Origin of the sequence: Eggerthella timonensis (assembly GCF_900184265.1) — a bacterium.
GTDB lineage: Bacteria > Actinomycetota > Coriobacteriia > Coriobacteriales > Eggerthellaceae > Eggerthella > Eggerthella timonensis.
Genome location: NZ_FXXA01000002.1, coordinates 2,950,306 through 2,974,480 on the forward strand (window position 1 = coordinate 2,950,306; position 24,175 = coordinate 2,974,480).

Sequence of the window (24,175 nt, forward strand, 5' to 3'; positions counted from 1 at the left end):
TGCTACTTGCGAGCGCCAGCAAGTTCTCGAAGCGGCGCAACGTAACTCGCGATAATGTTCGGAGCAGCGTCAAACCAATACTCTTCGAGAAGCGGCGCAATCTCGTAATCTACGATGGATCCCAACCAGGATTGAGCTGCGGAAACATCCATTACGCCATCATTATCGGGAGCGTCGAGAAAGAAGCTGTGACCGATGCACAAGCCTCGCCCCCGTTCCTCCTCGATTCTTGCATTGAGTTCCCGCACCGAAGCTATGAGAGCATCGGCAAAGTCAGCGGGCATGAGTTCGTACAGCCTCTTTCGAAAACCGTCCTGTTGAAATGCAGGTCTCATCTCGAAATACGCGAATCGGCGACGCAGCGCATAATCCATTGTGGCAATCGAGCGATCCGCAGTGTTCATCATACCGATAATGTAGATGTTCCCGGGAACGGAAAAGCCGTTGCGTCCATCCTGCAAACGCACTCCAACCGTCTCCCCTCGGTGCTTCTTCTCAACCGTCATCAGCATCTCGCCCATAACCTTGGAAACGTTTGCTCGATTGATCTCGTCGATGATGAAAAAGTATGCCTCCGTGGAAGCCTCGGCTCGCTGGCAAAGCCGAGTGAACGTCCCGTTTTTCAGCTTAAAGCCACCGTTTTCTGTGGGTCGATAGCCAACGATTATGTCCTCGTACGCAGTGCTTTGATGGAATTGCACGAACTCGATTCTGCTATCATCTTTCTTTCCCATTAGCGACCATGCGAGACGTTTCGCAGCATAGGTTTTACCGGTGCCGGGAGCGCCCTGCAGTATCACATTGCCCTTTCGCCTGAGAAGTTCAACAAGTCGGTCATACTCAGTCTCGTCCATGAAAACGTCGTGCAAGAAGTCTTTCGGACCATACGGTTTAGCTTCGATCGCTGCTTCTTCGAGTTCGGAAAGCTCGGCATCCTCTCCTTCGACTACAGCATCGTAGCGACCAACCCACAGCGGATCGGAAATGAACGCCTCAATATCTTGAACATCGTCGTTGAACGCGAAGTCTATCAGAGCTCCACGTTTCCAATCCTGTAAGTCACGCCTAATGAAGTTAAATGCTGGACGCAGAGTGAAGAACAACCATTCGCGCGGTTCGTAGTCCTTATCCCAATCGACTCGCAGCGTTTTTCCATCGCAAGGGTTGTATCGAACCGTGCCTCGCGCCTTGATTTTCATTACCGATACGGTTTCTTCGTGATTGTCGAACGGCAAGTCGTACTTGCGCGTGTACGCCGCCTTGATAGCTATCGATGTACCTTGCTGGATAGCGTTGATCTGGTCAGCATATTTCTCTTCGTAACCGCACTGCCAGATCCCCTCCGAGAGAAATCCCTCGGTCATATCAACGCCATTAATTGATGCTCCCACAAAATATGCAAAAAGCGGCTGATCAGGCGATGGATTAAGATCAGAATCAGCATCAGGCACGTCTAAGGAGTAGTATTCGAACCCCGGATTAGCACTTTCTTTGCCGGCGTCCGCTCCTAAAGAGCGCTGCGCGGCTTCGAGCGAACGAATAGCGTTGACCTGCGCGATAATTTCAGACGGGTCACCGTCAAGCGCCAACCTTCCTTTTTCAGTTAGCTCCCATGTGCTCCGCGCAGGATTCTCAACCATGCCAATCTTTTTTAGATCGGTCCGTGCCCAAGCAAGACGATAAGAAACTTCCGATTTCGTAGATCCGAGATGGGGGAAAGAAACGACTTCGTTCGAAAAGCCCATGAGATCAATGACGCGCTGATCGATTTCCTCGTTCATGGCCCGACCACCCAATTCTTCGAGTGCTCGCAATACGTACGGCATCATTTTTATATAGGTCGGACCCGTAAACTTGGCCATAGCCCCTCCATTATTGCAGCTTCATCGCGTAGCGAAGTATACGTCATCAACCCATCAATTTATAGCCGCATCACCACGTACACGAGCTATTATGCTTGAAGTGGCACATTTCACTGCCTTATGATGGCGTTACTAATCCGCATATAGCGAGGAGTCCACGCATGGGCAGTATTGATATTAGCTTTAAAAATTGCCGCAATATTGCCTCCGTCGTCGACGGTTCCTTGCATATCGCAGAAAACACTTTAAACATCTTCTACGCCGCTAATGGCACAGGAAAAACTACTATAGTACGTATCTGTGACTATCTGTCAAAGAGAGGGACGGACGAAGAAGGAGCCGCTTACGAAGCATTGCGATCATTCGCAAGCCTCTTCCACCCCAATGACGAGGACGCAAAACCTTCGGTCACGAAACCTGACCGATCGCTCAGCGTAGCTATATTCGATGAAAACTGGGTTGACAAACACTGCTTCAAACAGGACAGTCTTCGAGACGATGTGTTTCGCATATTTGTAGAAACAGGCGAATACAAGCGACTCGCATCAAAACGAGCCCGAATACTTGCCGAGATCCAGCAAGTTCTGCACCAAGAGGAAATCGATCTTCTCATAAAAGGATTTCAGAGCTTAAGAAAGGGCATCGGCGCAACGAGCGCAAGCGGGTCCCTCATGCAGTCAGCTTGCTATAGCAAAGCTTTCAAACAAGGCTCGCCCCTCGGCTCTGTTCCCGAAAGCATCGAGCCAGTTCTGAACCCGCTTTTGCCCGTAGAAAGAGCTGATTGGCTTGGTTGGCATATAAAGGGTCTGAAGTTTGCAAAGAACGACCAGCATCGATGCCCCTATTGCGGAACCGTAGACGATGCCCTGATGCACGCTTGCATCGCCTACGACGAATCACGTACCGACGCACCGGCGAACGGCTGGCTCAAAACCGCAACGGCTTTTGCCGACAATGCCTCCTTGTTCAACAACAACTCATTATATGTCGCGAATGCGGTTCTTTCTGCAGAATCGAATCCTACGGCCGATAACGACGAATACTTCGCCATTATCTCAAGAAGGGCAAACGAAGTTGCAGACACTTTGTCTTCGCTGAAAAGTCTTCACCTCAATGGAACAATCGATACCCCGTCTATAAAAGCTCAAATACAGGACGCTCTCACAAAGCTCGCCTGTAAACACCATGTGTTTTCGGAGAAAATCGAAATCACACTATCCACCATCACCGATATTTTGCATAAAGCGTTGGATAACATCGAAAAAGCAGCAGCGATGATAGCAGAACAGAACTCGCTCATTGAATCGGCAGTGAAAAATCACGAGGGCGAGATCAATACCTTTTTGAAAGAAGCGGGATATAACTATGAAGTAGAGTTGGAGGTAGATGAAAAGGGTGCGGCTTCTCTGATCCTGAAAGATGCTGACAGTGCTTATCCCGTTTTGGGGTCAAAAGATCATTTGAGCTACGGCGAGAGAAATGCCATAACTCTCATTCTTTTTCTGTATGAAGCGCTTGAGGCCGAACCTGATCTGGTCGTTCTTGATGACCCAGTATCATCCTTCGACGGAGACAAAAGATTTGCTCTTCTTTATACGCTCTTTTCTCCCTGTCAGCAATTGCTTTGCAACAACCTCCAAGATACGACGGTTGCCCTATTCACTCACGACTTTCTCGTTGTTTCAGATTGGCTCAAGGTTCTCAAAAACACACATGGAGGTTCGGGCATCAAAGCCAATTGCCTCCGAACCAATGAAACCGGAAGCATTCTCTGTCGCCAAATCAAGTGTAACGATATCGAGGATTTTCGATCCATCACCTACAAGAAAGCTCAACATAGCGCGAATGATTTATCTCGGCTTATTTACGCTCGGCAGTTGGTGGAACTGGAAAAAGGCGTCGACGAGTCTCTAAAACCAGCATGGAATGTTCTCTCCTCCCTTTTCCATAAACGCGAATACGCCACCGATAACAAGGGGAATATACTCGACGATAACGATATGGGTTCGGCCTGCAACTACATACATGACTTGACGAGCATCCAGTTCGCATATCAAGAATGGTACGAACGGGTTAAGAACGGCTCGTCGTATATCGTTTCATGCTACGAACAGAGCGAATCAGCTTACGAAAAACTGCAGTTCGTCCGGATTATTCTTGAGAAAAGCGACCTTCTCTCAACTTGCGATAAGACAATCATGACAAGATTCGCTGACGAAACGTACCATATCGGAGGGGATTATCTCTATCAACTCGATCCTTGCGCATTCCAACAAGTACCGAATTATGTCGAATCTTGGTGCGACGACATCGTTGCTAAATACAAAACAAAGCACCAACTGGACTGACAATCCATGCCCCTCATCGACGACATACGCGCGTACCTACCCTTCAACCAGCAAGAGGTTGCGGATCGCGCCATCATCCTCCAGCAGCTCGAAACCGATCCGCACGTGTTCGACCGCGACTCGCTCGCGCATATGACGTGCTCGATCTGGACGGTCGACCCGACCGCGACCAGGACGCTCATGGTGTTCCACAACACCTACGGCTCATGGAGCTGGATCGGCGGGCACGCCGACGGCGAGCGCGACCTGGCGCATGTCGCGCTCAGGGAGCTCGAGGAGGAGACAGGCGTCGTCGAAGCGCGGATCGTGCCGTGCGGGCCGGGGAACATCTTCTCGCTCGAGGTGCTCACCGTGGACGGGCACGAGAAGCGCGGTCGGTACGTGAGCTCGCACTTGCATCTCAACGTGACGTACCTGGCCGTGGCCTCGCCGGACGAGCCGCTGCGCGTCAAGCCGGACGAGAACAGCGGCGTGCGCTGGTTCGACCTCGAAGAGGCCCTTACCGCATCCACGGAACCGTGGATGCGCGATCGGATCTACCGCAAGCTCGTCGACAAGCTGGCAGCAGTCGACATCGACGCCCAGCGCTCGCGCGTGAGGTAGTACAGCTCTAAGTCCTGCGTGAGTCCGTCCGGGGTCGCCTCAGCGCCGTGGAGGGTGCCCTCGTGGACGAACCCCGATTTCTCGATCACGCGGCCGGAACGCTCGTTGAACGTATAATGCGTACATGTGATCAGGCCGAGCCCCAGCTCCTCGAAACCGTAGCGCAGTACCTCGCCCGATGCTTCGGTCATGTAGCCGCGGCCCCACGCGCTCCGCGCGAGCGCATAGCCCAGCATGAGGCAGTCGACGTTGCGGCGCTGCGGGTCGCGGATGAGCCCGATCGATCCGATGCACGGCCCCACGGCGCCGGCACCGGCGCCCTCCCCCGCTGAAACCTTCTCGAAAACGCCGAACACGTGCGGCTCGCGCGCGATCACCTCCACGAACACGCGCGCGTCCTCGCGCGTGCGGTGCGGCGCCCATCCGGCGTCGGGGCCGACGGCGGGATCGCTGCAGTAGGCGAACACGTCGTCGATGTCGTCGGACGTCAGCGGGCGCAGCACGAGACGCTCCGTTTCGAGAACCGGGCACTCCGCCGACGTCGCCGCCAGCACGGCCGGCGCCTGGCCCGGGCGCCGCGCCTCGCCAGCTTCAAGGCAAGCCGCAAGCTGCACCTCGTCGAGCGTGCGCACCCCCGCCTCGCGCAGCGCCCGCGCCGCCACGCCGTACCCGGGCACGAGCGTGCCCGTGAACGTGCCGTCGTACACGAGGCCGCATCCGCACGAGGGGCTCTTCGCCTTGAGAACGGCCAGCGTGCAGCCCCGCTCCTGCACCAGCTCCACCGTTTTGGCGGCCCCGGCCAGAAACGCGTCCGTGGCGTCGCCCCCGTCCGCATCCACCACGCGCAGCGCGCGCTCGGCGGCGACGATCTCGCAGGGCATGCGCGGAACGGGCAGCCCTCCGAGCGTCTCGGGGCATACGCTCACAAGCTCGTGCGTCGCACGCAGCTGCAACACGGCCTCGCACGGACGCGATTCCCCGTCATAGCGGCAGGGTTCGCCCAGCAGGCACGCGCTCACGGCTATCGGCATGGATCATCCTCGTTTCGTCACGGAATCGTTTGGCGGGCATCAGTATAGCAAAGCCCGCAACCGCGTCGCGCTAGCGCGTGCGCACGAACACCGCCGCCGCGGCCACGGCCGCGAACCCGGCCAGCGCCGCGAGCACGCCCACGAGCGTCGTCGCGCCCACGAGCGCCCCCATCGCCCCGCTGAGCACGGCCGACCCCGTATAGCCGATGAGGTTGATGGTGGACACCACCGTCGCCGTGCTGCGCATGTCGGACTTCGCGAACAAGAGGCGCAGGCTGCCCGACAGGCACATGCCCGTGGACAGGCCGAACAGAGCCACCAGCACGAGGAACGGCCCCAGCGCCCCGGCCGCCATGGCCGCGCACATCGCGCACGTGAACGCGAGAAGGGCCGCCATCGACACGCGCAGCGACACGCCCGACGGCATGCGCGCCTCGAGCGGCGCCCCCAGCGCGCTCGGCGCCATCGACAGCGCGAGGATGGCCGACGCCACGAACGGGTCGTTCGAGCCGAAGCATTCCACCGCCACCGGCGAGCTGAACGATTGGAAGAACGTGCCCACGCCCCACGAGGCGACGTAGGCGCACGCGGCGATGGGCAGAACGCCGCGCAGCTTCGCGTCCACCCCGATCACCGGCTTGCACGCGGTGCGTAGCGGCGTGCGCCGCAGCACCGTCTCGGGCGCGGCAGGTACGAGCACCACGCCGAGCGCGAGCAGGGCGATCATGATCCAGTAGATCAGCTCGTGCTGCGCCGTGGCGAGCGACAGCACGCCCACGGCAAGCGAGCCCGCCATCACGCCCAACAGCGCCCCGCATCCGGCCACCGCGAGGCCGAACCCCTCGTAGCGCCCCTCCGCCGAATCCACGACGAGGGCCGAAGTCGCGCTCATGGCCAGACCGCACGACACCCCCTGCACGGCGCGCGCCGCCAGCACGACCGAAGGGCCGTCGGCGCGCAGGAACATGAAGCACCCGAGCATGGCCAGCAACAGCGACGCTGCGGCGAGCGGGCGGCGCCCGGCTGCGTCGGAGAGCGACCCCGAGAGGAACAGCGTCAGGATCACGCCGAACAGGTACATGAGCATGGTGGCGGAGATATCGGCGTCGGTGAGGCCGATGGCGACCTTGTACTCCGAGTACAAGGGGATGGGCACGGCCGAGGCCGCGAACACGGCGACGAAGGCGAACGTGGCGATGGCGAGGCCGCGCACGCCCCGTCCCGCGCCCCGATCCGGCTCCTGCCGGGAAAGACTCGACCCTACCGCTTCGACCGCATGCGCGCGCATGGCACCACCCGTCCGTCCCCCGCGAATTCCGCCCGCATTCCTCCCTGCGAGGAGCGATTGCGCCCAGCATAGCACCTCGAAATCATGGAGGGAACACCCGCCCGCCGCGAATAAGGGGCCCGCATCGCCGAAAGTCTGATACCATGGTACAAATGTTCTGAAACGTTCCACCGAGGAGGACACCGCACCGCATGCTATCCGAAGACGAGATCAGCCGACAGTGCTCGGCGCGCACCCTGGCACGAGCGCAGTCCATCGCCGCCTCGGATAGGAACATCCTCACGAAACAGGTGCGCTACAACCCGCCCGAGACCACGCTGTCCGCGTTCGTGGCCAGCAGCAGCGGATGGACCGACCGCTACCGCACCTCCGTCACGTTCGACGAGGGCGAGGGAGCCGTCGTCGACTACGCGTGCACCTGCCCCGCCTACCGCGAGCACGACGGCATGTGCAAGCACTGCGCGGCGCTGGCGCTGTCGTACCTGTCCGCGCCCGAGAAGTTCATGGGCTATCGCGCCCATCGCGCGCCGACGACATCCGCGAGTCTGCTCGAACTCATGGCGCGCAGCAAGGCCGTCGCCGAGGCGGAGGAAGCCGGCGGCATCGATTTGGAGCCCACCATCGTCTACGGCTACCGATCGTGGTCGGCGCACTTCAGGATCGTCGGGCCGCAGGGCGGCTACGTCATGAAGAGCATCTCGGACTTCATGGGGCGCATGCGCCGCGGCGAGCGGTTCTCCTACGGCAAGAAGCTCGCGTTCACGCACGTCCCCTCCCTGCTCGCCGACCAGGCGCGCCCTATCGCCCGGTTCCTCGACCGCGCGGTGGCCCAACGCGAGCAGGCCGCCGGCACCGCGTTTCTGCGCTATCGCGGGCGCGACCAGATCGGGCGCGACCTCGACCTGTCGGATTACGAGCTCATCGAGCTCTTGGACCTGCTCGACGGCCGCCCGTTCACCGTCGAAGGCACCGACTGGGGAACGCGCTCCCTCACGCACGCGCGCATCGTGAGCGCCGACCCCGACATCGACGTCCGGGTTGAGCGCACCGACGAGGGCGGGTACGCCATCGTCCAGCCCGACGAGCTGCCGTTCGTCGCCCAGGGAGACCGCATGTACCTGTGGCAGGACGACACGTTCTACCGCTGCTCGGCCGACTTCGCGCGCACGGCCGGCTTTTTGCGCACCGTTTACGACAACGACGACGCGCGCCTGTTCGTCAGCCTCGCCGACATGCCGCTGTTCTGCGCCACCGTGCTGCCCGCCATCGAGCAGCGCCTCCATGTGGAAACGCCGCCCGAGATCGAGCTGTTCCGCCCCGTGCCGTGCAAGCTGGAATTCTACTTCGACAAGACCGACCGCGACGTCACGTGCTCCGCGCAGGCCGTGTACGGAAGCCGCCGCTACCCGCTGTTCGACTCTGCAGCGGGAGACGAGACCGGCCCGCTGCGCGACGAGCGGCTGGAAGGGCGGGCGAAGAAGCTGGCCAAGCGGTACTTCGACACGTTCGAGGCGCCCCCGGCCATCCAGCTGGCCGACGAGGCCGCCGTGGCGGACCTCGTGTTCGGCGGGCTCGCGGAGTTCCAGGCGCTCGGCGAGTCGTTCACGACGCCTGCGTTCGACCGCCTGCTCGTCGACAAGAAGCCGCGCCTGTCGGTGGGCATCTCGCTGGCCGGCAACCTCATCAACCTCACCGTGTCGGCCGACGACCTGCCCCCGGCCGAGGTGGCCGCGCTGTTGGCGAGCTACCGGCGGCGCAAGCGCTACCACCGCCTGAAGAGCGGCGCGTACCTCAACCTCGCCGAGTACGACCTGGCCCAGCTCGACCACCTCGCGGACGACTTCGGCTTCACGCCCAAGCAGCTGGCCGCGGGCCAGGTCGAGCTGCCCGCCTATCACGCGTTCTACCTGGACGAGCAGTTCGACGACGCCGAGCGCAACCGCCCCTTCACACGCTACCTCGAGAGCTTCCGGGCCGCCAGCGCCGAGCCCTGCCCCGTTCCGGAGCAGCTGGCCGCCACGCTGCGCCCCTACCAGGCCGAGGGCCTGCGCTGGATGAGCGCGCTCGCCGACCGCGACCTCGGCGGCATCCTGGCCGACGAGATGGGCCTCGGCAAGTCGGTGCAGCTCATCGCGTTCTTGCTGGCGCGTCAGAGCGAGGCTCGGGCCGTGGGCCCCAGCCTCGTCGTCTGCCCTGCATCGCTCGTGTACAACTGGATGGCCGAGTTCGAGCGTTTCGCGCCCGGCCTCGACGTGCGCGCCGCGGTGGGCGCCAAGCGCGAGCGGATGCGCATCCGCTCCGAAGCCTGCGACCGCCACGCGCGCGAAAGCGAGCTCGCCCGCGACGGGCGCTGCTGCGACGTGCTGATCACCTCGTACGACCTGCTGCGCATCGACGCGGACGACGTCGCCGCGCGCGAGTTCTACTGCTGCGCGCTCGACGAAGCCCAGTACGTCAAGAACCACGCCACCAAAACGGCGCGCGCCGCGAAGCGCGTGCGGGCGCGCCATCGCTTCGCCCTCACCGGCACGCCGATGGAGAACCGCCTGAGCGAGCTGTGGAGCATCTTCGACTTCCTCATGCCGGGCCTGCTGGGCTCCTACATGCGCTTCCGCGAGCACTTCGAGCTGGACATCACCGGCGGCGACGAGGACGCCGCGCGCCGGCTGCGATCGCTCGTGGCCCCCTTCATGCTGCGCCGCCTGAAGGCCGACGTGCTGAAGGACCTGCCCGACAAGCTGGAATCGGTGGTGTACGTCCCCATGGAGGGCGAGCAGCAGCGCCTGTACGCCGCGCACGAGCAGCAGCTGCGCGACGCGCTGACGCTGCAGAAGAACAACCGCAACAACCGGCAGTTCCGCGAGCGCAAGGTGGAGATCCTCGCCGAGCTGACGAAGCTGCGCCAGCTGTGCTGCGACCCGCGCCTGTTGTACGAGAACTACGCCGGCCACGCCGCGAAACTGGACGCCATCGCCGAGATCGTGGAGTCGGCCATGGACGCCGGCGAGAAGACGCTCGTGTTCTCGCAGTTCACGAGCTTTCTCCAGCTGATCGCCGACGTGCTCGACGCGCGCAGGGTGCCCTACTTCACCATCACGGGCGCCACGCCCAAGAAGCGCCGGCTCGAGCTGGTGAACCGGTTCAACGACGACGACACGCCCGTCTTCCTCGTGTCGCTCAAAGCGGGCGGCACCGGGCTCAACCTCACGGGCGCGTCGGTGGTGGTGCACGCCGACCCCTGGTGGAACGCGGCCGCGCAGAACCAGGCCACCGACCGCGCGCACCGCATCGGCCAGACGCAGGTGGTGAGCGTTCACAAGGTCATCGCTAAGGACACCGTCGAGGAGCGCATCCTGCATCTGCAGGACGCGAAGACCGACCTCGCCGACCAGGTGATCGGCGCCGGCGGCGTGTCGCTTGCGACGCTCAGCCAAGAGGAGCTGCTCGACCTGCTCGAGGGCTAGGGGGGCGGTGAGACAGAGAGACGCCCGGTGAGACAGAGGGACGTCACCCGGGCGCGGGCGGCATCGTCCTCGCAGCCGTCGTGCATCTGCATGAGCGTCATGAGCGGCGCGAAGAACTCCAGCGCCATGAGCCGCCCGTCGCCCGGCGCGAACGCCCCGGCCTGCACCATGCCGTCGAACAGCGCGGCCTGGTACGCGATGGGGCCGTCGGCGAAACGGCCGCGGTAGAGCGCGCCCATGGCGGCGTCGCGGTACTGCTCCCGCGTGAGCAGGCGCCGGTACAGCACGGCCTCCTCGTCCTGCGTCCAATAGCGGAACTGCGCCTCGGCCATGTCCTCGATCGCCCCGATCGGCAGGGCGGCGTACGCGCCCGCCAGCTGAGGGACCTCGCCCGACGGCGTGCCGAGCGAGGCCGCGAAGCGCTCGTAGGCGGCGTCCATGCGCTCGACCACGGCGTCGAACAGCGCCTGCTTGCCGGAGAAATGCTTGTACAGCGAAGCGGGCTTGACGTCCACCGCCGCCGCGATGTCGCGCATGCTCACGCCGTCGTACCCGTGCTCGGCGAACAGCCGCAGAGCCGCCTTCGCCACCGCCTCCTTCGTGTTGCGCCGCGCCGTCACGGGCGCGCGCCTTCTGCGCGGCGGGCGCGCCAGCTCGCCGCCAGCTGCAGAGCGCCGATGACCAGGTAGACGACCGTGACAGGATTGGGCATGAACGCCGTCTCGACGAGCGTCCAGGCGACGAGCAGCCCGCCCGCCGCCATGCCCGCCGCGTACGACGCCGCCCGCTCGCCGCGGAACCGCAACGCGAGCGCGACGAGATTGGGCACGCCGTTCACGAGGACGAGCGCGAGCCCCGGCCAGAAATGGCTCGTGAAGAACACGTCGTGCAGCGGGAAGCCGTCGTACACCGACAGCGGCATAAACGCGTTGTCGGCGCCCGTAAGCCCCAGAACCATCATGAGGCCGCCGCACACGACCGCGCACGCCCCATTGAACCAGTTCACGAACAGCGCGAACCCGCGCGCAAGCCGATCAAGCATGAGGGTCCCTCCTATCGGTTAACGATCGTTAGCTTTATGGGAGCCAGTATAGCTAACAATCGTTAGCCTTGCAAGGGAGGGAGACGGCGGCGCGCAAACGACAAGCGCCCCGCCGGAGGGCGGGGCGCTTCTGCGGGACGAGGGCTCGGGCCTAGAACTTGCCGAAGCGCTCGTAGCGGGCGCGCAGCAGCTCGGGCACAGGCACGCCGCACAGCTCGTCGAGGGTGGCGCACACGTACGCGCGCACGCCCTCGGCCGCCTGCTCGGGGTTCTCGTGCGCAGGCCCCGCGCCCTCGGACAGCACGGCGTCCACGATGCCCATCTCGCACGCTTCCGCGGCGCTCATCTTCATCACGGCGGCCGCTTCGGGGGCGCGCGTGCGGTCTTTCCACAGGATGGACGCGAAGCCCTCCGGCGACAGCACCGAGTACACCGCGTGCTCCTGCATGGCCACGCGGTCGGCCAGCGCGAGCGCCAGCGCACCGCCCGAGCCGCCCTCGCCCAGAAGCACGCTCACCACGGGCACGCGCAGGCCCGCGAGCGCCAGCAGGTTGTCGGCGATGGCGTTGCCCTGCCCGCGCTCCTCGGCCTCCATGCCGCAGAACGCGCCCTGCGTGTCCACGAGGCACACCACCGGGCGGCCGAACTTCTCGGCCTGCCGCATGAGGCGCAGGGACTTGCGGTAGCCCTCCGGCTGCGGGCAGCCGAAGTTGCGGGCGATGCGCTCGCGCAAGTCGCGGCCCTTCTCCTGGGCGATCACCGTCACCGCGCGCCCGCCGATCCAGCCGAGGCCGCACACGATGGCGCCATCGTCGCCGAACATGCGGTCGCCGTGCAGCTCGATGAAGCCGTCCACGAACGCGTCGATGTAGGCGAGCGCCGTCGGGCGGTGCACGTTGCGCGCCAGCTGCACGCTCTCCCACGCGCGGTTCGACGCGGGCGCGCTCGCCTCGCGCGCCGCGGCGGACGCGTCCTCCAGCGACACGCCGGCCTCCGCGTCGAAGCCGCCCGTGCTGAGCGCCTTCTCGAGGCGCTTGGCGCGGGAGGACCCGCGACGGTCGAAGCGCTCGGTGACGGCGGCGATGCGCCCGCGCAGTTTGCGCGATGCCGATCCGGCGGCCCCGGCGAACGGCAGGCCGCCCACGGTCAGATCGCCGTACGTCACCGTGTTGTACGTGGCGGCTCCGCTGGCCAGATTCTCGCGCACCGCCTCGTAGCTGACGAGGATGTCGCGGTCGCCGGGCTCGTGCAAGTCGCGCGACGCCACGGCCGTGGCCAGGTGCAGCGCCAGCAGGTGCGCGAGCGTGCCGCGCAGCTCGCCGCGCTCCACGATGGCGTCGATCAGGCCGTGCTCGAGCGCGAACTCGGCCGTCTGGAATCCCTCGGGAAGCTCCTGCTTGATGGTGTCCTTGATGACGCGCTGGCCCGCGAAGCCGATGAGCGCGCGGGGCTCGGCCAGGATCACGTCGCCTTGCATGGCGAACGACGCGGTCACGCCGCCCGTCGTGGGGTCGGTGAGCACCGAGATGTAGGGCAGCTTGGCTTCGGCGTGGCGCTCGAGCGCGCACGACACCTTCGCCATCTGCATGAGCGACACGAGGCCCTCCTGCATACGCGCGCCGCCCGACGCGGTGAACACCACCACGGGCAGACGCTCGTCGGTCGCGCGCTCCACGAGCCGTGCCACCTTCTCGCCCACCACCGAGCCCATCGAGCCCATGAAGAACTGCGACTCCATGATGCCGATGGCCACGCGCAGGCCGGCGATGCGGCCCTCGCCCGTGCGCACGCCCTCCTCGAGGCCCGTCTTCTCGCGCTGGGCTTCCAGCTTGCCCAAGTAGCCGGGGAATGCGAGGGGATCGGTCTCGGGGACGGAGCGGTTCCACTCCACGAAGCTGTCGGCGTCGAGCAAGTCGTCGATGCGCTCGCTCGAGGACATGCGCAGGTACCCGCCGCAGGTGGGGCACACGTAGTGGCCGGCCGCCAAGCTGGGGCCGTCGAACTTGAGGCCGCAGTGCGGGCACGCGCGCCACGAGTCGCCGTCGATGGCGGGCTTGTCGGTGGTGCACAGCACCCAGCCCAACAGCGGCGCGTCGTTGCTGAGCGGGCGGAACACCCGCACGCCGTGCGCCGCCGTGCGCGCGAGGAAGCTGTCCACCTCGGCCAGCGGCAGCGCCTCGTCGCACAGCAGCACCACCGAGGCGCCGCAAGCGTCGGCCGCCGTCAAGACGGCGTGGCTGTTGCAGAACAAGGCGTCCGAGTACTTCTCGCCCAAGCTCACCGCGCTCTGGGCCAGCTTGAGGTGCCCGTCGCCGCGGTGGTCCTGCGTGTACACGGCGCATGCCGCGAACCCGGCATCGGACACGGCCTGCAACAGGCGCTTCGCCGTCTTCGGACGCGCCATCACGAGCGCGACGGGCTTGGGGGCCGCATCGGCAGCCATCCCCGCCTGGCGCGGGGAAGCGGTCGCCAGCGCGCGCGGCACGGCGGTGTAGTCGGCCGCGTCGGCCGCGTCGTGCGCGTTCGGCGCGGCCAGCTGGCCGGCCGCCGCCTCCTCGGCCATGCGCGTGAGGCGGTAGGCCACGTCGGCCGACTCCGGCGCCGGAGCCGCGGCGCGCGTCGCGCCCTGGGGCAGCACCGTGCCGTCGGAGCCGATGGTGATGTAGTTCTGCTTGGCACTCTTCATCGAACGACCTCTCGCTTTTTTACGCTTCCGCTTTCGCCAGCACGTACTTCTGCGTGGCCGACGCGCACAGCTGGCCGTCGACGCTCGCCTCCACCTCGGCCACGCACAAACGCGACGAGGACTTCACGATGCGCCCCTTGAGGGTGAGCGTCTCGCCCGGGCTCACCTGGCGGCGGAACTTCGCGCCATCGATGCCGGTGAGAAAGCCAATGGATCCCTCGGCACCGCGCTGTACGAGGATGCAGAACGAGGCGGCTTGCGCGAGCGCCTCCATGATGATGACGCCCGGCAGCACGGGGTGGCCCGGGAAGTGGCCCGCGAACAGCGCGAGCTCCGGATCGACGTCGAGCTCGGCGGTCACCTCGACGCCCGGCTCGCACGCGACGACACGGCTCACCCAGCTAAACGGGTCGCGATGCGGCAGCACCGCCTCGACGACGTCCTTGCCGCAGGGGTACTCAATGTCCATAGGTCCTGCTCCTTTCAGTCTACGCGCGGTACGGCGACAGCGCCAAGGAGGCGTTATGCCCGCCGAAGCCCAGCGAGTTCGACAGCGCCACCTTCTGCGGGTAGTTCGTCTTCGCCTCCGTGACGACGTTGACCGGGCACTCCGGGTCGGCCTCGGCGAAGCCGGCCGTGGGCGGCACGCAGTCGTTCATCACGGACAGGGCGCAGACGATGGCCTCGATGGCGCCGGCGGCGCCCAGCGTGTGGCCCGTCGCGCCCTTCACGGACGTCACCGGCACGGCGCGCCCGGCCTCCTCGCCGACGAGGGCCAGCAGCGCCTTGGACTCGGTGGCGTCGTTGGCGGGCGTGCCGGTGCCGTGGGCGTTCAGGTGCCCCAGGTCCTCCGGCGAGAAGCCGCCCTCCTCGAGCGCCTGGCGCATGGCGCGCACCACGCCCTCGCCGCTGGGCTCGGGGGCCGTCATGTGGTAGGCGTCGCCGGTTGAGCCGAAGCCCGTGATCTCGGCGAGCACCTCAGCACCGCGGCCGAGCGCATGCTCGAGCGACTCGACGACCACGGCGCCCGCGCCCTCGCCCGCCACGAAGCCGGCGCGGCGCGCGTCGAACGGCAGCGATGCCTGGGAGGGGTCGTCGGCCTTCGACAGCGCGCCGAGGTTCGAGAACCCGGCCAGGCAGATGGGCGACACGGACTCCTCCGAGCCGCCGGCCAGCGCCGCGTCGATGTAGCCGTGGCGGATATCGCGCACGGCCGCGCCGATGGAGTGCGCTCCGGTGGCGCACGCGGTCACGACGTTCAGGCACTCGCCGCGCAAGCCATAGCGGATGGAAAGGTTGCCGGCTGCGATGTTGCCGATCATCGTGGGGATGAACAGCGGGCTCACGCGCTTCGGCCCCTTCTCGGCCAGCGTGAAGAAGCCGCTCTGCAGCTCGTCGATGCCGCCGATGCCCGTGCCGAACACGCACGCGATGCGCGTGGTGTCCTCGGCCTCGAGGTCGAGGCCCGACTGCGCCAGCGCCTCGTCGGACGCGACGATGGCGTACTGCACGAAGCGCTCGAACCGGCGCGCCTCCTTCTTCGAGATGCCGTGCTCGCACGGGTCGAAATCGCGCACCTCGGCGGCGATGTGCACGTCGAAGTGGGCCGTGTCGAAGCGCGTCACCGGGCCGATGCAGCACGCGCGGCCCATGACCGCATCCCACAGCGCCCCCACGCCCACGCCGGCCGGCGATACCGCGCCCATGCCGGTGATGACCACGCGATGCGTGCCGTCCGCACGGCGCGTGGCGCCCGTGCTCATGCTGTTCTCGCTCATAGCGACATACCTCCGTCGATGCAGATAACCTGTCCGGTGATGTAGCCGGCCTCCTCGCTCGCCAAAAAGCGCACGAGCTTCGCCACGTCCTCCGGCTCCCCGAGGCGCTTCGAGGCGATGCGGCCGAGGATGGCCTCGCGCTGCTTCTCCGACAGCGCGTCGGTCATGTCCGTGGCGATGAAGCCGGGGGCCACCGCGTTCGCCGTGACGTTGCGCGCGGCCAATTCGCGGGCGATGGACTTCGTGAGGCCGATCACGCCGGCCTTCGAGGCGGCGTAGTTCGCCTGGCCCGCGTTGCCCGCCACGCCCACGACGCTCGACAGGTTGACGATGCGCCCGTAGCGCTGCTTCATCATGCGTTGCGCCGCGGCCTTGCAGCAGTTGAACGTGCCCTTGAGGTTCACGTCGATCACCGCGTCGAAATCCTCTTCCTTCATGCGGGCCAGAAGGCCGTCGCGCGTGATCCCCGCGTTGTTCACGAGCACGTCGACGCGGCCGAACGCTTCGTGGGCGGCATCGACGAGCGCGGCGGCTTCCGCGGCATCGGCCACGTTGGCGGCCACCGCGATGGCGCGCACGCCGCAGTCGGCCTCGAGGGCGGCGGCGAAGGCGCGGGCCTCGTCGAGGCCGCGCTCGCTCGAGCAGTTCACGCACACGTCGAAGCCCGCGCGCGCGAGCTCCTCGGCCACGGCGCGGCCGATGCCGCGGTTCGAGCCGGTGACGACCGCGCTTCGGCGCGGGGTTTCGGTTTCGTTGGTCATGGGAGAAGGGGCTCCTATTCGGAATCGGGCGCGGCCTGGGCGGCGAGGAGCACGTCGAAGCTCGCGCGGTCCTGGACGCAGGCGCGCGTCGCGGTCTTGTCGATGCGCTTCACGAGGTTGGCCAGCACGCCGCCGAAGCCCACTTCGACGAACGTGTCGGCGCCGGCTGCTGCGAGCGCGACCACGCTCGCGTCGAAGCGCACGGGGCTCGTGAGATGGCGCACGAGGCTCTCGCGCGCGTCGACGGCGGACAGCGGCGCGGCGGTGACGTTGCAGATGAGGGGCACGCGCGGCTCCGAGAACTCGACGTTCTCCAAATAGGCGGCCATCCCCTCGGCAGCCGAGGCCATGAGCGGGCTGTGGAACGCGCCCGACGTGGCCAGGCGCGACGAGCGCTTCCCCGCCGCAGCCCACGCCTCCTCGGCGCGCTCGACGGCCTCCGGCGTGCCCGCCACGACGATCTGCCCCGGGCAGTTGAAGTTCGCCGGCACGAGCACGTCGCCTTCGGCGCACTCGTCGCAGAGCGTCTGCACGGCATCCTCGTCGGCCTTCAGCAGCGCGCTCATCGCGCCGGGATGCGCCGCAGCGGCCTCGGCCATGAGCTCCGAGCGCGCCTTCACGAGCGCGAACGTGGCCTCGTCGGCGAGCATGCCCGACACGGCGAGCGCGCTCACCTGACCGAGCGAGAAGCCCAGCACCGCCGCCGGCTCCACGCCGCGCGCCATGAGCGCGCGGGCGACGGCCACCGACAGCGCGCACAGCGCCGGCTGGGCGTTGCGCGTGTCGTTGAGCTTTTCGGGTTCTGCGTTGAGCACGAGGTCGGCCACGTCGAAGCCCAGCACGTCGGAGGCGCAGGCGAACGTCGCGCGCACCTCGGGCACGCCCATGAGGTCGGCGCCCATGCCGGGCTTCTGCGAGCCCTGGCCCGAGCACAGGAAGACGGGCGCGCCCGCGCCCACAGGATTCCGAAGCCCCTTTTCGTCGTTCATCGGCAGGCTCCTTACCATGCGCGTCCGCGCCGCGCGTTCAATTTCGCCGTAGCGCAAAGATCGAGCGCTCCGAGCGCCTCGGCTTCGGCCACCAGGGCCGCGATGGCCTCGGCCGCCGTCGCGCGCTCGTGCACGAGCGCCGCCGACTGCCCCGCCATCATCGTGCCGTTGTCCACATCGCCGTCCACGGCGCGCTTGAGCGAGCCCGCGTACATGGCCTCCAGCTCGTCGCCATTGGCCGCCACGTCGCCCTCGAGCTTGCGGACGGTGCGGGCGAACTTGTTCTTGAGGCAGCGCACGGGATGCCCGCTGCCGCGGCCCGTGACGATGGTGTCGGCGTCCTTGGCGGCGATGACTTTGTCCTTGTAAGCGTCGGCGATGGTGCACTCGTCCACCGTGAGGAAGCGGGTGCCCACCTGCACGCCCTCGGCGCCCAGCGCGAAGGCTGCGGCCATGCCGCGCCCGTCGGCGATGCCGCCGGCGGCGATCACGGGGATGGACACGGCATCGCACACCGCGGGGATGAGCGCCATCGTGGTGAGCTCGCCGATATGGCCGCCGGCCTCGGTTCCCTCGGCCACCACGGCGTCGGCGCCGAGGCGCTCCATGCGCGCGGCCAGCGCGCTCGAGGCAACCACGGGCACCACCTTGATGCCGGCGTCCTTCCACAGCTGCATGTAGTTCGCCGGGCTGCCCGCGCCCGTCGTGATGACGTCGACGCGCAGCTTCGCCAGAAGCTCGGCCGTCTCGCCCGCGTTCGGATCCATGAGCATGACGTTCGCGCCGATGGGCTTGTCGGTCATCGAGCGGGCGATGCGCACCTGCTCTTCCACCCACTCAAGCGGCGCGCCGCCGCACGCGATGATGCCGAGGCCGCCGGCCTCGCTCACCGCGCCGGCCAGGCTCGCGTCGGCGATGCGCGCCATCGCGCCCTGCACGACGGGCACCTCGATGCCCAGCAGTTCCGTAATCCTCGTTTTCACGGCTCAGCTCCTCAAAACGTATCCCATGCGCCCGCCGCGCGGGCTTCGGCAAAACGGGCCCCGTAACGGGGCCCGGTCAACGCGCCTTTACAGCGAGTCGATGTGCGCGACCAGCTGGCCCACCGTCTCGATGCCCTCGGGCTCGCCGAACTCGAAGTCGCACTTCTCCTCGAGGTCGCAGATGAGCTCGACCATGTCGAGCGAGTCGATGCCGAGCGACTCGAGCGTGGCCTCCTCGGTGATCTTGTCGGCCTCGAGATCGAGGTTCTCCACGAGGACGTCCTTCACGGTGTCGATGGTAGCCATGGCCAGTTCCTTTCGCGTCGTGCAATTTAGTTTGATAATCAAAGTATTTCTACGGGAGTAATGGTATGGTGACGGGACGCCGATTGCAAGGGCTCCCGCGCGCCCTCCACGATTTCTGCGCGCCAGCGCATCGGCCGCGTTCCGACGGCGCCGAACGGCGACCCGCCGGGCTGCCGTCCGGCGCGCAAGCTGCCGGCTGCCCGGCGTCAGCTCCCCAGCCCGCATGTTTCATGTGAAACATTCGTTCGCGCGAACCGATGTTTCACGTGAAACATCGGTGCCCCGCTCCCCGTCGGACGTCACGAGCGCCCCCGCCCCGCGCGCTACGCCTGCGCGTCGAAGAACGCCTTCACCTTCGACAGCGCCTCGGCGAACACGCGCTCTTCCTCCTCGGAAAGACCGGCCAGCGCCTCGTCGATCATCTGGTGGTGGAACAGGTTGTGGGCGCGCAGCACCTGCTTGCCCTTCTTGGTGAGCGACACGAGCACCTTGCGCCGGTCGTCCTCGGCGCGCGTGCGCTCGACGAACCCCTTGTTCGCCAGCTTGTTCACCGCCGTCGTCAGCGTGGCCAACGTCACGTTCAGGCGCGCGGCCACCACGTTCATGGGATTGCGCTCATGCAGGCCGATGGCCACGATGGTGTGCACCTCGGTGATGGTGAGGCCGTGCGTCAGCCGGTTGTCGAGCGACTGCTCCTCGATGCGCAGGATGGAGTTGAACGTTCCGGACAGCAAGTCGTCGATATCCTCGCGTCGCTTGCGCGACGCGCTGGCGCCCATGGCGAAACCGTCCATGCTCCCTCCTTCTCGCTCTTCGTTTCACGTCACCCGCATCATACCGCAATTAGTTAGATAGTCAAAGTATCCTGCTCGTCGCAATCGCCGTGCGGCGTCGGCGTGGGCACGAAGCGCCGCACGAACCGGCCCTGCCCCTTGCTCTTGAGGTAGCGGTACCCGATGACGGAGAACGCGAGCGCTCCGACGAAATTCACGAACAGATCGGCCATCGTGTCGGCCAGGCCGATGTCCAGGTACCCGCCGAGACCCAGCTCGCGTCCGTTCACCTCCACCGAGGCGATGCCGTCGATGCGTTCGGGATGCTGCGACGCGTTCGGATCGAGCAGCGTGCTCGAGATGCTCGTCACCACGCTGTCCTTCTGCATGTCCAGCCCGAACGCCTGGTCCATGCCGAACTCGAAGAACTCCCACAGCACCCCGATGGTCATGGAGAAGCAGAACGCCACCACTACGCAGAAGAACGGCGACAGCGAGAACGCGATGCGCTCCGAGCGGTTGAGGATGGACACGAGCGCAAGCCCGATGGCCGCCGCCAGAAAGCCGTTGAACGTGTGCAGCAGCGTGTCCCAGAACGGGAAGATGGTGTAGAAGCGGAACAGCTCGCCCAAAATCTCGGCGGCGAAGATGAACAAGGCGATGACCACCTCGAGCGTCTCGGGTATCGAGATGCTGAAGTTCACCTCGATGAACGTCGGCACGAGGAGCAGCACGAACGTGAGCAGGCACAGGAAGAACGCCTCGTAGTTGCCGAACACGAGCGCGCCGGCGGCGCAGGCGATCACGATGAGGCGCAGCACCACGTAGACGGCGAACGAGCCTTTGTTCTTGCGCACCTCGCGGCCCATGGCCTCGAAGACATCGCGCACGCGCCCCATCGCAGCATCCCCTACCGCTCGGGGCGCGCCGGACGGAAGTCCAGGCGCCGCGCACGCGGGTCGGCCGCCGTCAGCACGACGGGCAGCCGTTGCCCCAGCCTATACGACGTGCCCGTGTCCTGCCCGGTCAGCCGGTGCTGCACGGGGTCGAGCGCGAAGTACTCGTTTCCGAGGTTCTTGCTCGGGATGAGCCCCTCGGCCGTGTTGTCGAGGCGCACATACACGCCGTACGTTGCCACGCCCGACACCGTCGCGGAGAACGACTGGCCTATGAACCGCTCGAGGTACTCGATCATCTTGAGCTCCTGCGACTCGCGCGCGGCCTTCTCCGCAACCCGCTCCATGTCGGAGGAATGCTCGGCGATCCACGCGAGCGACGACGTCTCCTGGTCGAACTTCTCGGGGCGGCCGCCGATGAGGGCCTTGAGCATGCGGTGCACCACGAGGTCGGGATAGCGCCTGATGGGCGACGTGAAATGCGTATAGGCATCGCTCGCCAGGCCGTAGTGCGGCGCGCAGGCGGGGCGATACACGGCGCGCTTCATCGAGCGCAGCACGAGCGACGAGACGAGCTCGCCTTCGGGACGGCCGGCGCTCGCGGCCAGCACGCGCTGGATGACGTGCGGATCGCCCGCGACGAAGTCGCCTTGGTCGATGTCGCGAAACCACGCGAACTCCTGGAGCACCGGCACGAGCGCCGCCAGGCTGTCGGCCGAAGGCTGCTCGTGGACGCGGTACAGACCGGGGAACTTCGCGTCGCGCAGGTGCAGGGCGACCGTCTCGTTCGCGAGGATCATCGCCTCTTCGATGAGCGAGGTGGCGTCGGTCTTCTCTCGCAAGTCGATGCCCGTCGGCCGGCCCTCGTCGTCGAGCCGCACGCGCGCCTCGACCGAGTCGAAGTCAAGCCCGCCGGCCCTCTCGCGCGCGGCGAGACGCCGCTTCGCGATGCCCGAGAGCGTCGCGAGCTTCCGCGACAGCGCATCGTCGGCGGGCTCGTCGAGCAAGGCCTGCGCCTGGTCGTACGAAAGGCGCGCATCCGAGCGGATGAGCGCCGGGTACAGGTCGTAGGCGACGAGGCGCGCCCGGTCGTCGAGATAGAGGTCGGCCGTCATCGTGCGCCGCGCCTCGCGGGGCTTGAGCGAGCACAGATCGCCCGACAGCTCGTCGGGTAGCATGGGGATCACGCGGTCCACGAGGTAGACGCTCGTGGCGCGTCGGCGCGCGTCGAGGTCGAGCGAGGAGTTCCACGGCACGTAGTGCGACACGTCGGCGATGTGCACGCCGAGCCGCCACGCCGCCGCCCCGAACCCGCGCTCGTCCACGATGCGGATGCCGGTGCCCCGCTCCCCTGCCGCCCGCTCCGGCACCTCGTCGGCTTCGATGGGCTCGATGCTGATCGCGTCGTCGAAGTCGCGCGCGTCAGCCGGATCGATGGTGAGCGTGAACCGATCGCGCAGGTCGCGGTACCCGGACGCCAGCGCTCCGTCCTCGTCGAGCACGGCAGCGTGCGCTTCGGCGAGCGCTCCCTCCGAGAACGAGGTCTCCAGCTTGTGCCGGGCGATCACCACGTCCACCGCCACGCGCTCGTCGTCGGCGCGCCCGAGCACGTCCTCGATCACGCCGGTGGCCGCCGTGGCGCGGGAGGGAAACGTCGTGATGCGCACGCGCACGAGCGACCCGTCCTCGACGTCGGGATTGTCGGCGCGCATCGTGAAGATGTCGTAGGGGATGCGCGTATCCTCGGGCACGACCACGCCGAAGGGCTCGGCCACCTCGTAGCGCCCGACGAGCGTGTCATGGGCGCGGTCGACGACGCGCAGCACGCGAGCCGCCGGCTTCTCGCCCGCGCGCACGTCGCCCTTACGCTCGTGCGGCTGCTTCTTGCGCCCGTTTTGCACGGGCAGCGGCGCAACTTCCACGAGATCGCCGTCGAAAGCGCCCGCCATCTTGGATTCCGGCACGAAGAACTCGCCTTCCGCCGTCTGCACGAAGCCGAAGCCGCCTCCGCGCACGCTCAGCACGCCCCGTGGATTGCTGCGAGGGTGCCGGCGCGTATGGGAACGCGTCCGCGCCATGGGCTAGCTCTTCACAAGGGACTGGGCGGTTTCGATGGCAAGCGCTTTCTGGTTGTCCTCGCCGTCGGCCAGGCCCACCATCACGTCGGGCGTGACTCCCGCGCCGTCGATATCGTGGCCGAGCGGGCTCTTGTAGTAGGCGGCCGTGTAGCGCAGCGCGCCGCCGAAGCTCAAATCGCGTGTCACCTGCACCGACCCCTTGCCGAGCGTCGTCGACCCCACGAGCGTGGCGCGCTGGTTGTCCTGCAGCGCCGCGGCCAGCACCTCGGCCGACGCGGCCGTCTTTCCGTTCACGAGCACGACGAGGGGCTTCTCGGTCGCGTAGGGCCGCGAGGAGGTCTTGGACGTCTCCTCGGCCTTCGTCTGGATCTTCACGATGGTGCCGCTCTTCACGAACAGGCTGGCGGTGTCCACCGACTGCGTGAGGAAGCCGCCGGGATTGTCGCGGATGTCGAGCACGAACGATGTGGCGCCCTGTGCCTCGAGATCGGTCACGGCGCTCTTCACAAGGTCGGCCGCGTTCTGCGTGATCTGCTTCAGCTTGATGTAGCCCACCGTGTCGGAAAGCTCGGTCTCCACGTTCTTCACGGCGTAGTTCGAGCACACGAGCGTCGTGGTGAACTCCTCGCCGCCCTCGTCGTCGAGGCTCTCGGCGCGCCGCCAGGTTATGACGACGCTCTCGCCCTCCTCGCGCTTGAGCGCGGAGGTCACCTCGTTCGTGGTCCATTCGTGCCCGCGGTCGCCGTCGATGGCCACCACGAAATCGCCGCTGCGCACGTCGGCCATCTGAGCGGCCGACCCCTCGAACACGTCGGCCGCGTAAGCGCGCCCCTTGTACTCCGAGAACAGCACGCCGATGCCCGCCGACTGCTCGGCGCTGTCCTGCAACAGCGCCGCGTAGCGCGCCGGATCGTAGTAGCGCAGGTAGGCGTCCTCCGTCGTGTCGGACAGGGCGTTCAGCACGTTGGTCGTGGCCATGCCCAGATCGTAGGCGTCGAGGCTGTCGTTCTCGATAATGCCCTCGACCTCCTCCACGCGCGCGCCGAGCGAGTCGTAAGTGTCGCCCGACGTCGTGGAGCCCGGGTTGCGATCGACGTCGACGACGAGCGACGTGAAGCCGAGCGACTCGAGAAGCGAAGCGTCGCCTCGCGCGGTGAAACCCGCGACGAAGGCGACGCCCACGACGATGACGACGGCACACGCCTTGATGAGGCGCATGTTGCGGGCCCGCGCTCGGCGCGCGGACGCCGCAAGTTGCGAAGTGTCAGTATGCTTGGCCATGACCGT

19 protein-coding genes are annotated in these 24,175 nt (G+C 66.0%); 3 read left to right on the forward strand and 16 right to left on the reverse strand.

Annotated elements, in window-relative coordinates:
* Positions 1–2: 2 nt before the first annotated feature.
* Positions 3–1,862 carry an AAA family ATPase gene (locus tag C1A15_RS12410; RefSeq protein WP_101722860.1) on the reverse strand — a complete coding sequence of 620 codons (1,860 nt, stop codon included), beginning with the start codon at positions 1,860–1,862 and terminating at the stop codon, positions 3–5.
* Positions 1,863–2,023: 161 nt separating this feature from the next.
* Here C1A15_RS12410 and C1A15_RS12415 point away from each other — a divergent pair, with 161 nt between their 5' ends.
* The gene (locus C1A15_RS12415) at positions 2,024–4,210 is read left to right on the forward strand and encodes an AAA family ATPase (RefSeq protein WP_101722861.1); all 2,187 of its coding nucleotides are present in this window, start codon (positions 2,024–2,026) and stop codon (positions 4,208–4,210) included.
* A gap of 6 nt (positions 4,211–4,216) precedes the next feature.
* On the forward strand, positions 4,217–4,813 hold the full coding sequence (locus tag C1A15_RS12420) for an NUDIX hydrolase (protein WP_101722862.1): 597 nt from the start codon (positions 4,217–4,219) through the stop codon (positions 4,811–4,813).
* On the opposite strand, the gene C1A15_RS12425 is transcribed toward C1A15_RS12420, so the two are convergent.
* On the reverse strand, positions 4,747–5,844 hold the full coding sequence (locus C1A15_RS12425; RefSeq protein ID WP_101722863.1) for a GNAT family N-acetyltransferase: 1,098 nt from the start codon (positions 5,842–5,844) through the stop codon (positions 4,747–4,749). The genes C1A15_RS12420 and C1A15_RS12425 overlap by 67 nt on opposite strands.
* A gap of 70 nt (positions 5,845–5,914) precedes the next feature.
* Positions 5,915–7,132, reverse strand: a complete 1,218-nt coding sequence (locus C1A15_RS12430) for an MFS transporter (RefSeq protein WP_101722864.1) — start codon at positions 7,130–7,132, stop codon at positions 5,915–5,917.
* Positions 7,133–7,323: 191 nt separating this feature from the next.
* Here C1A15_RS12430 and C1A15_RS12435 point away from each other — a divergent pair, with 191 nt between their 5' ends.
* Positions 7,324–10,596 carry a DEAD/DEAH box helicase gene (locus tag C1A15_RS12435; RefSeq protein ID WP_101722865.1) on the forward strand — a complete coding sequence of 1,091 codons (3,273 nt, stop codon included), beginning with the start codon at positions 7,324–7,326 and terminating at the stop codon, positions 10,594–10,596.
* On the opposite strand, the gene C1A15_RS17045 is transcribed toward C1A15_RS12435, so the two are convergent.
* The 13 genes from C1A15_RS17045 to C1A15_RS12500 form a co-directional block, all read right to left on the reverse strand.
* Positions 10,593–11,216, reverse strand: coding sequence for a TetR/AcrR family transcriptional regulator (locus tag C1A15_RS17045; protein ID WP_180953091.1), 624 nt, complete (start codon positions 11,214–11,216; stop codon positions 10,593–10,595). The two genes, C1A15_RS12435 and C1A15_RS17045, sit on opposite strands and share 4 nt — an antisense overlap.
* Entirely contained in the window at positions 11,213–11,638 is a 426-nt protein-coding gene (locus C1A15_RS12445) for a hypothetical protein (protein ID WP_101722866.1), read from the reverse strand. The genes C1A15_RS17045 and C1A15_RS12445 overlap by 4 nt, the downstream gene beginning before the upstream one ends.
* Before the next feature lie 151 nt (positions 11,639–11,789).
* Positions 11,790–14,324 (reverse strand): acetyl-CoA carboxylase carboxyltransferase subunit alpha, encoded by a 2,535-nt coding sequence (locus C1A15_RS12450; protein WP_101722867.1) that lies wholly within the window; start codon positions 14,322–14,324, stop codon positions 11,790–11,792.
* Positions 14,325–14,343: 19 nt separating this feature from the next.
* A complete protein-coding gene (gene fabZ / locus C1A15_RS12455; RefSeq protein WP_101722868.1) occupies positions 14,344–14,793 on the reverse strand; it encodes a 3-hydroxyacyl-ACP dehydratase FabZ in 450 nt (149 codons plus the stop codon).
* Between the two features lie 19 nt (positions 14,794–14,812).
* Positions 14,813–16,102 (reverse strand): beta-ketoacyl-ACP synthase II, encoded by a 1,290-nt coding sequence (gene fabF / locus C1A15_RS12460; RefSeq protein ID WP_101722869.1) that lies wholly within the window; start codon positions 16,100–16,102, stop codon positions 14,813–14,815.
* Positions 16,099–16,863, reverse strand: a complete 765-nt coding sequence (gene fabG, locus C1A15_RS12465; RefSeq protein ID WP_096226829.1) for a 3-oxoacyl-[acyl-carrier-protein] reductase — start codon at positions 16,861–16,863, stop codon at positions 16,099–16,101. The genes fabF and fabG overlap by 4 nt, the downstream gene beginning before the upstream one ends.
* Before the next feature lie 14 nt (positions 16,864–16,877).
* Complete coding sequence (locus tag C1A15_RS12470; RefSeq protein ID WP_180953092.1) at positions 16,878–17,852, reverse strand: ACP S-malonyltransferase; 975 nt, start codon at positions 17,850–17,852, stop codon at positions 16,878–16,880.
* An 11-nt stretch (positions 17,853–17,863) separates the two neighbouring features.
* The gene (locus C1A15_RS12475) at positions 17,864–18,835 is read right to left on the reverse strand and encodes a nitronate monooxygenase (protein ID WP_101722871.1); all 972 of its coding nucleotides are present in this window, start codon (positions 18,833–18,835) and stop codon (positions 17,864–17,866) included.
* 87 nt (positions 18,836–18,922) lie between these two features.
* Positions 18,923–19,141 carry an acyl carrier protein gene (locus C1A15_RS12480; protein ID WP_101722872.1) on the reverse strand — a complete coding sequence of 73 codons (219 nt, stop codon included), beginning with the start codon at positions 19,139–19,141 and terminating at the stop codon, positions 18,923–18,925.
* A 323-nt stretch (positions 19,142–19,464) separates the two neighbouring features.
* On the reverse strand, positions 19,465–19,935 hold the full coding sequence (locus C1A15_RS12485) for a MarR family winged helix-turn-helix transcriptional regulator (RefSeq protein WP_101722873.1): 471 nt from the start codon (positions 19,933–19,935) through the stop codon (positions 19,465–19,467).
* Positions 19,936–19,988: 53 nt separating this feature from the next.
* The gene (locus C1A15_RS12490) at positions 19,989–20,813 is read right to left on the reverse strand and encodes a DUF2238 domain-containing protein (RefSeq protein ID WP_101722874.1); all 825 of its coding nucleotides are present in this window, start codon (positions 20,811–20,813) and stop codon (positions 19,989–19,991) included.
* An 11-nt stretch (positions 20,814–20,824) separates the two neighbouring features.
* On the reverse strand, positions 20,825–22,888 hold the full coding sequence (gene rnr / locus C1A15_RS12495) for a ribonuclease R (protein WP_101722875.1): 2,064 nt from the start codon (positions 22,886–22,888) through the stop codon (positions 20,825–20,827).
* A gap of 3 nt (positions 22,889–22,891) precedes the next feature.
* Positions 22,892–24,169, reverse strand: a complete 1,278-nt coding sequence (locus tag C1A15_RS12500; protein WP_101722876.1) for a S41 family peptidase — start codon at positions 24,167–24,169, stop codon at positions 22,892–22,894.
* Between the last annotated feature and the right edge of the window lie 6 nt (positions 24,170–24,175).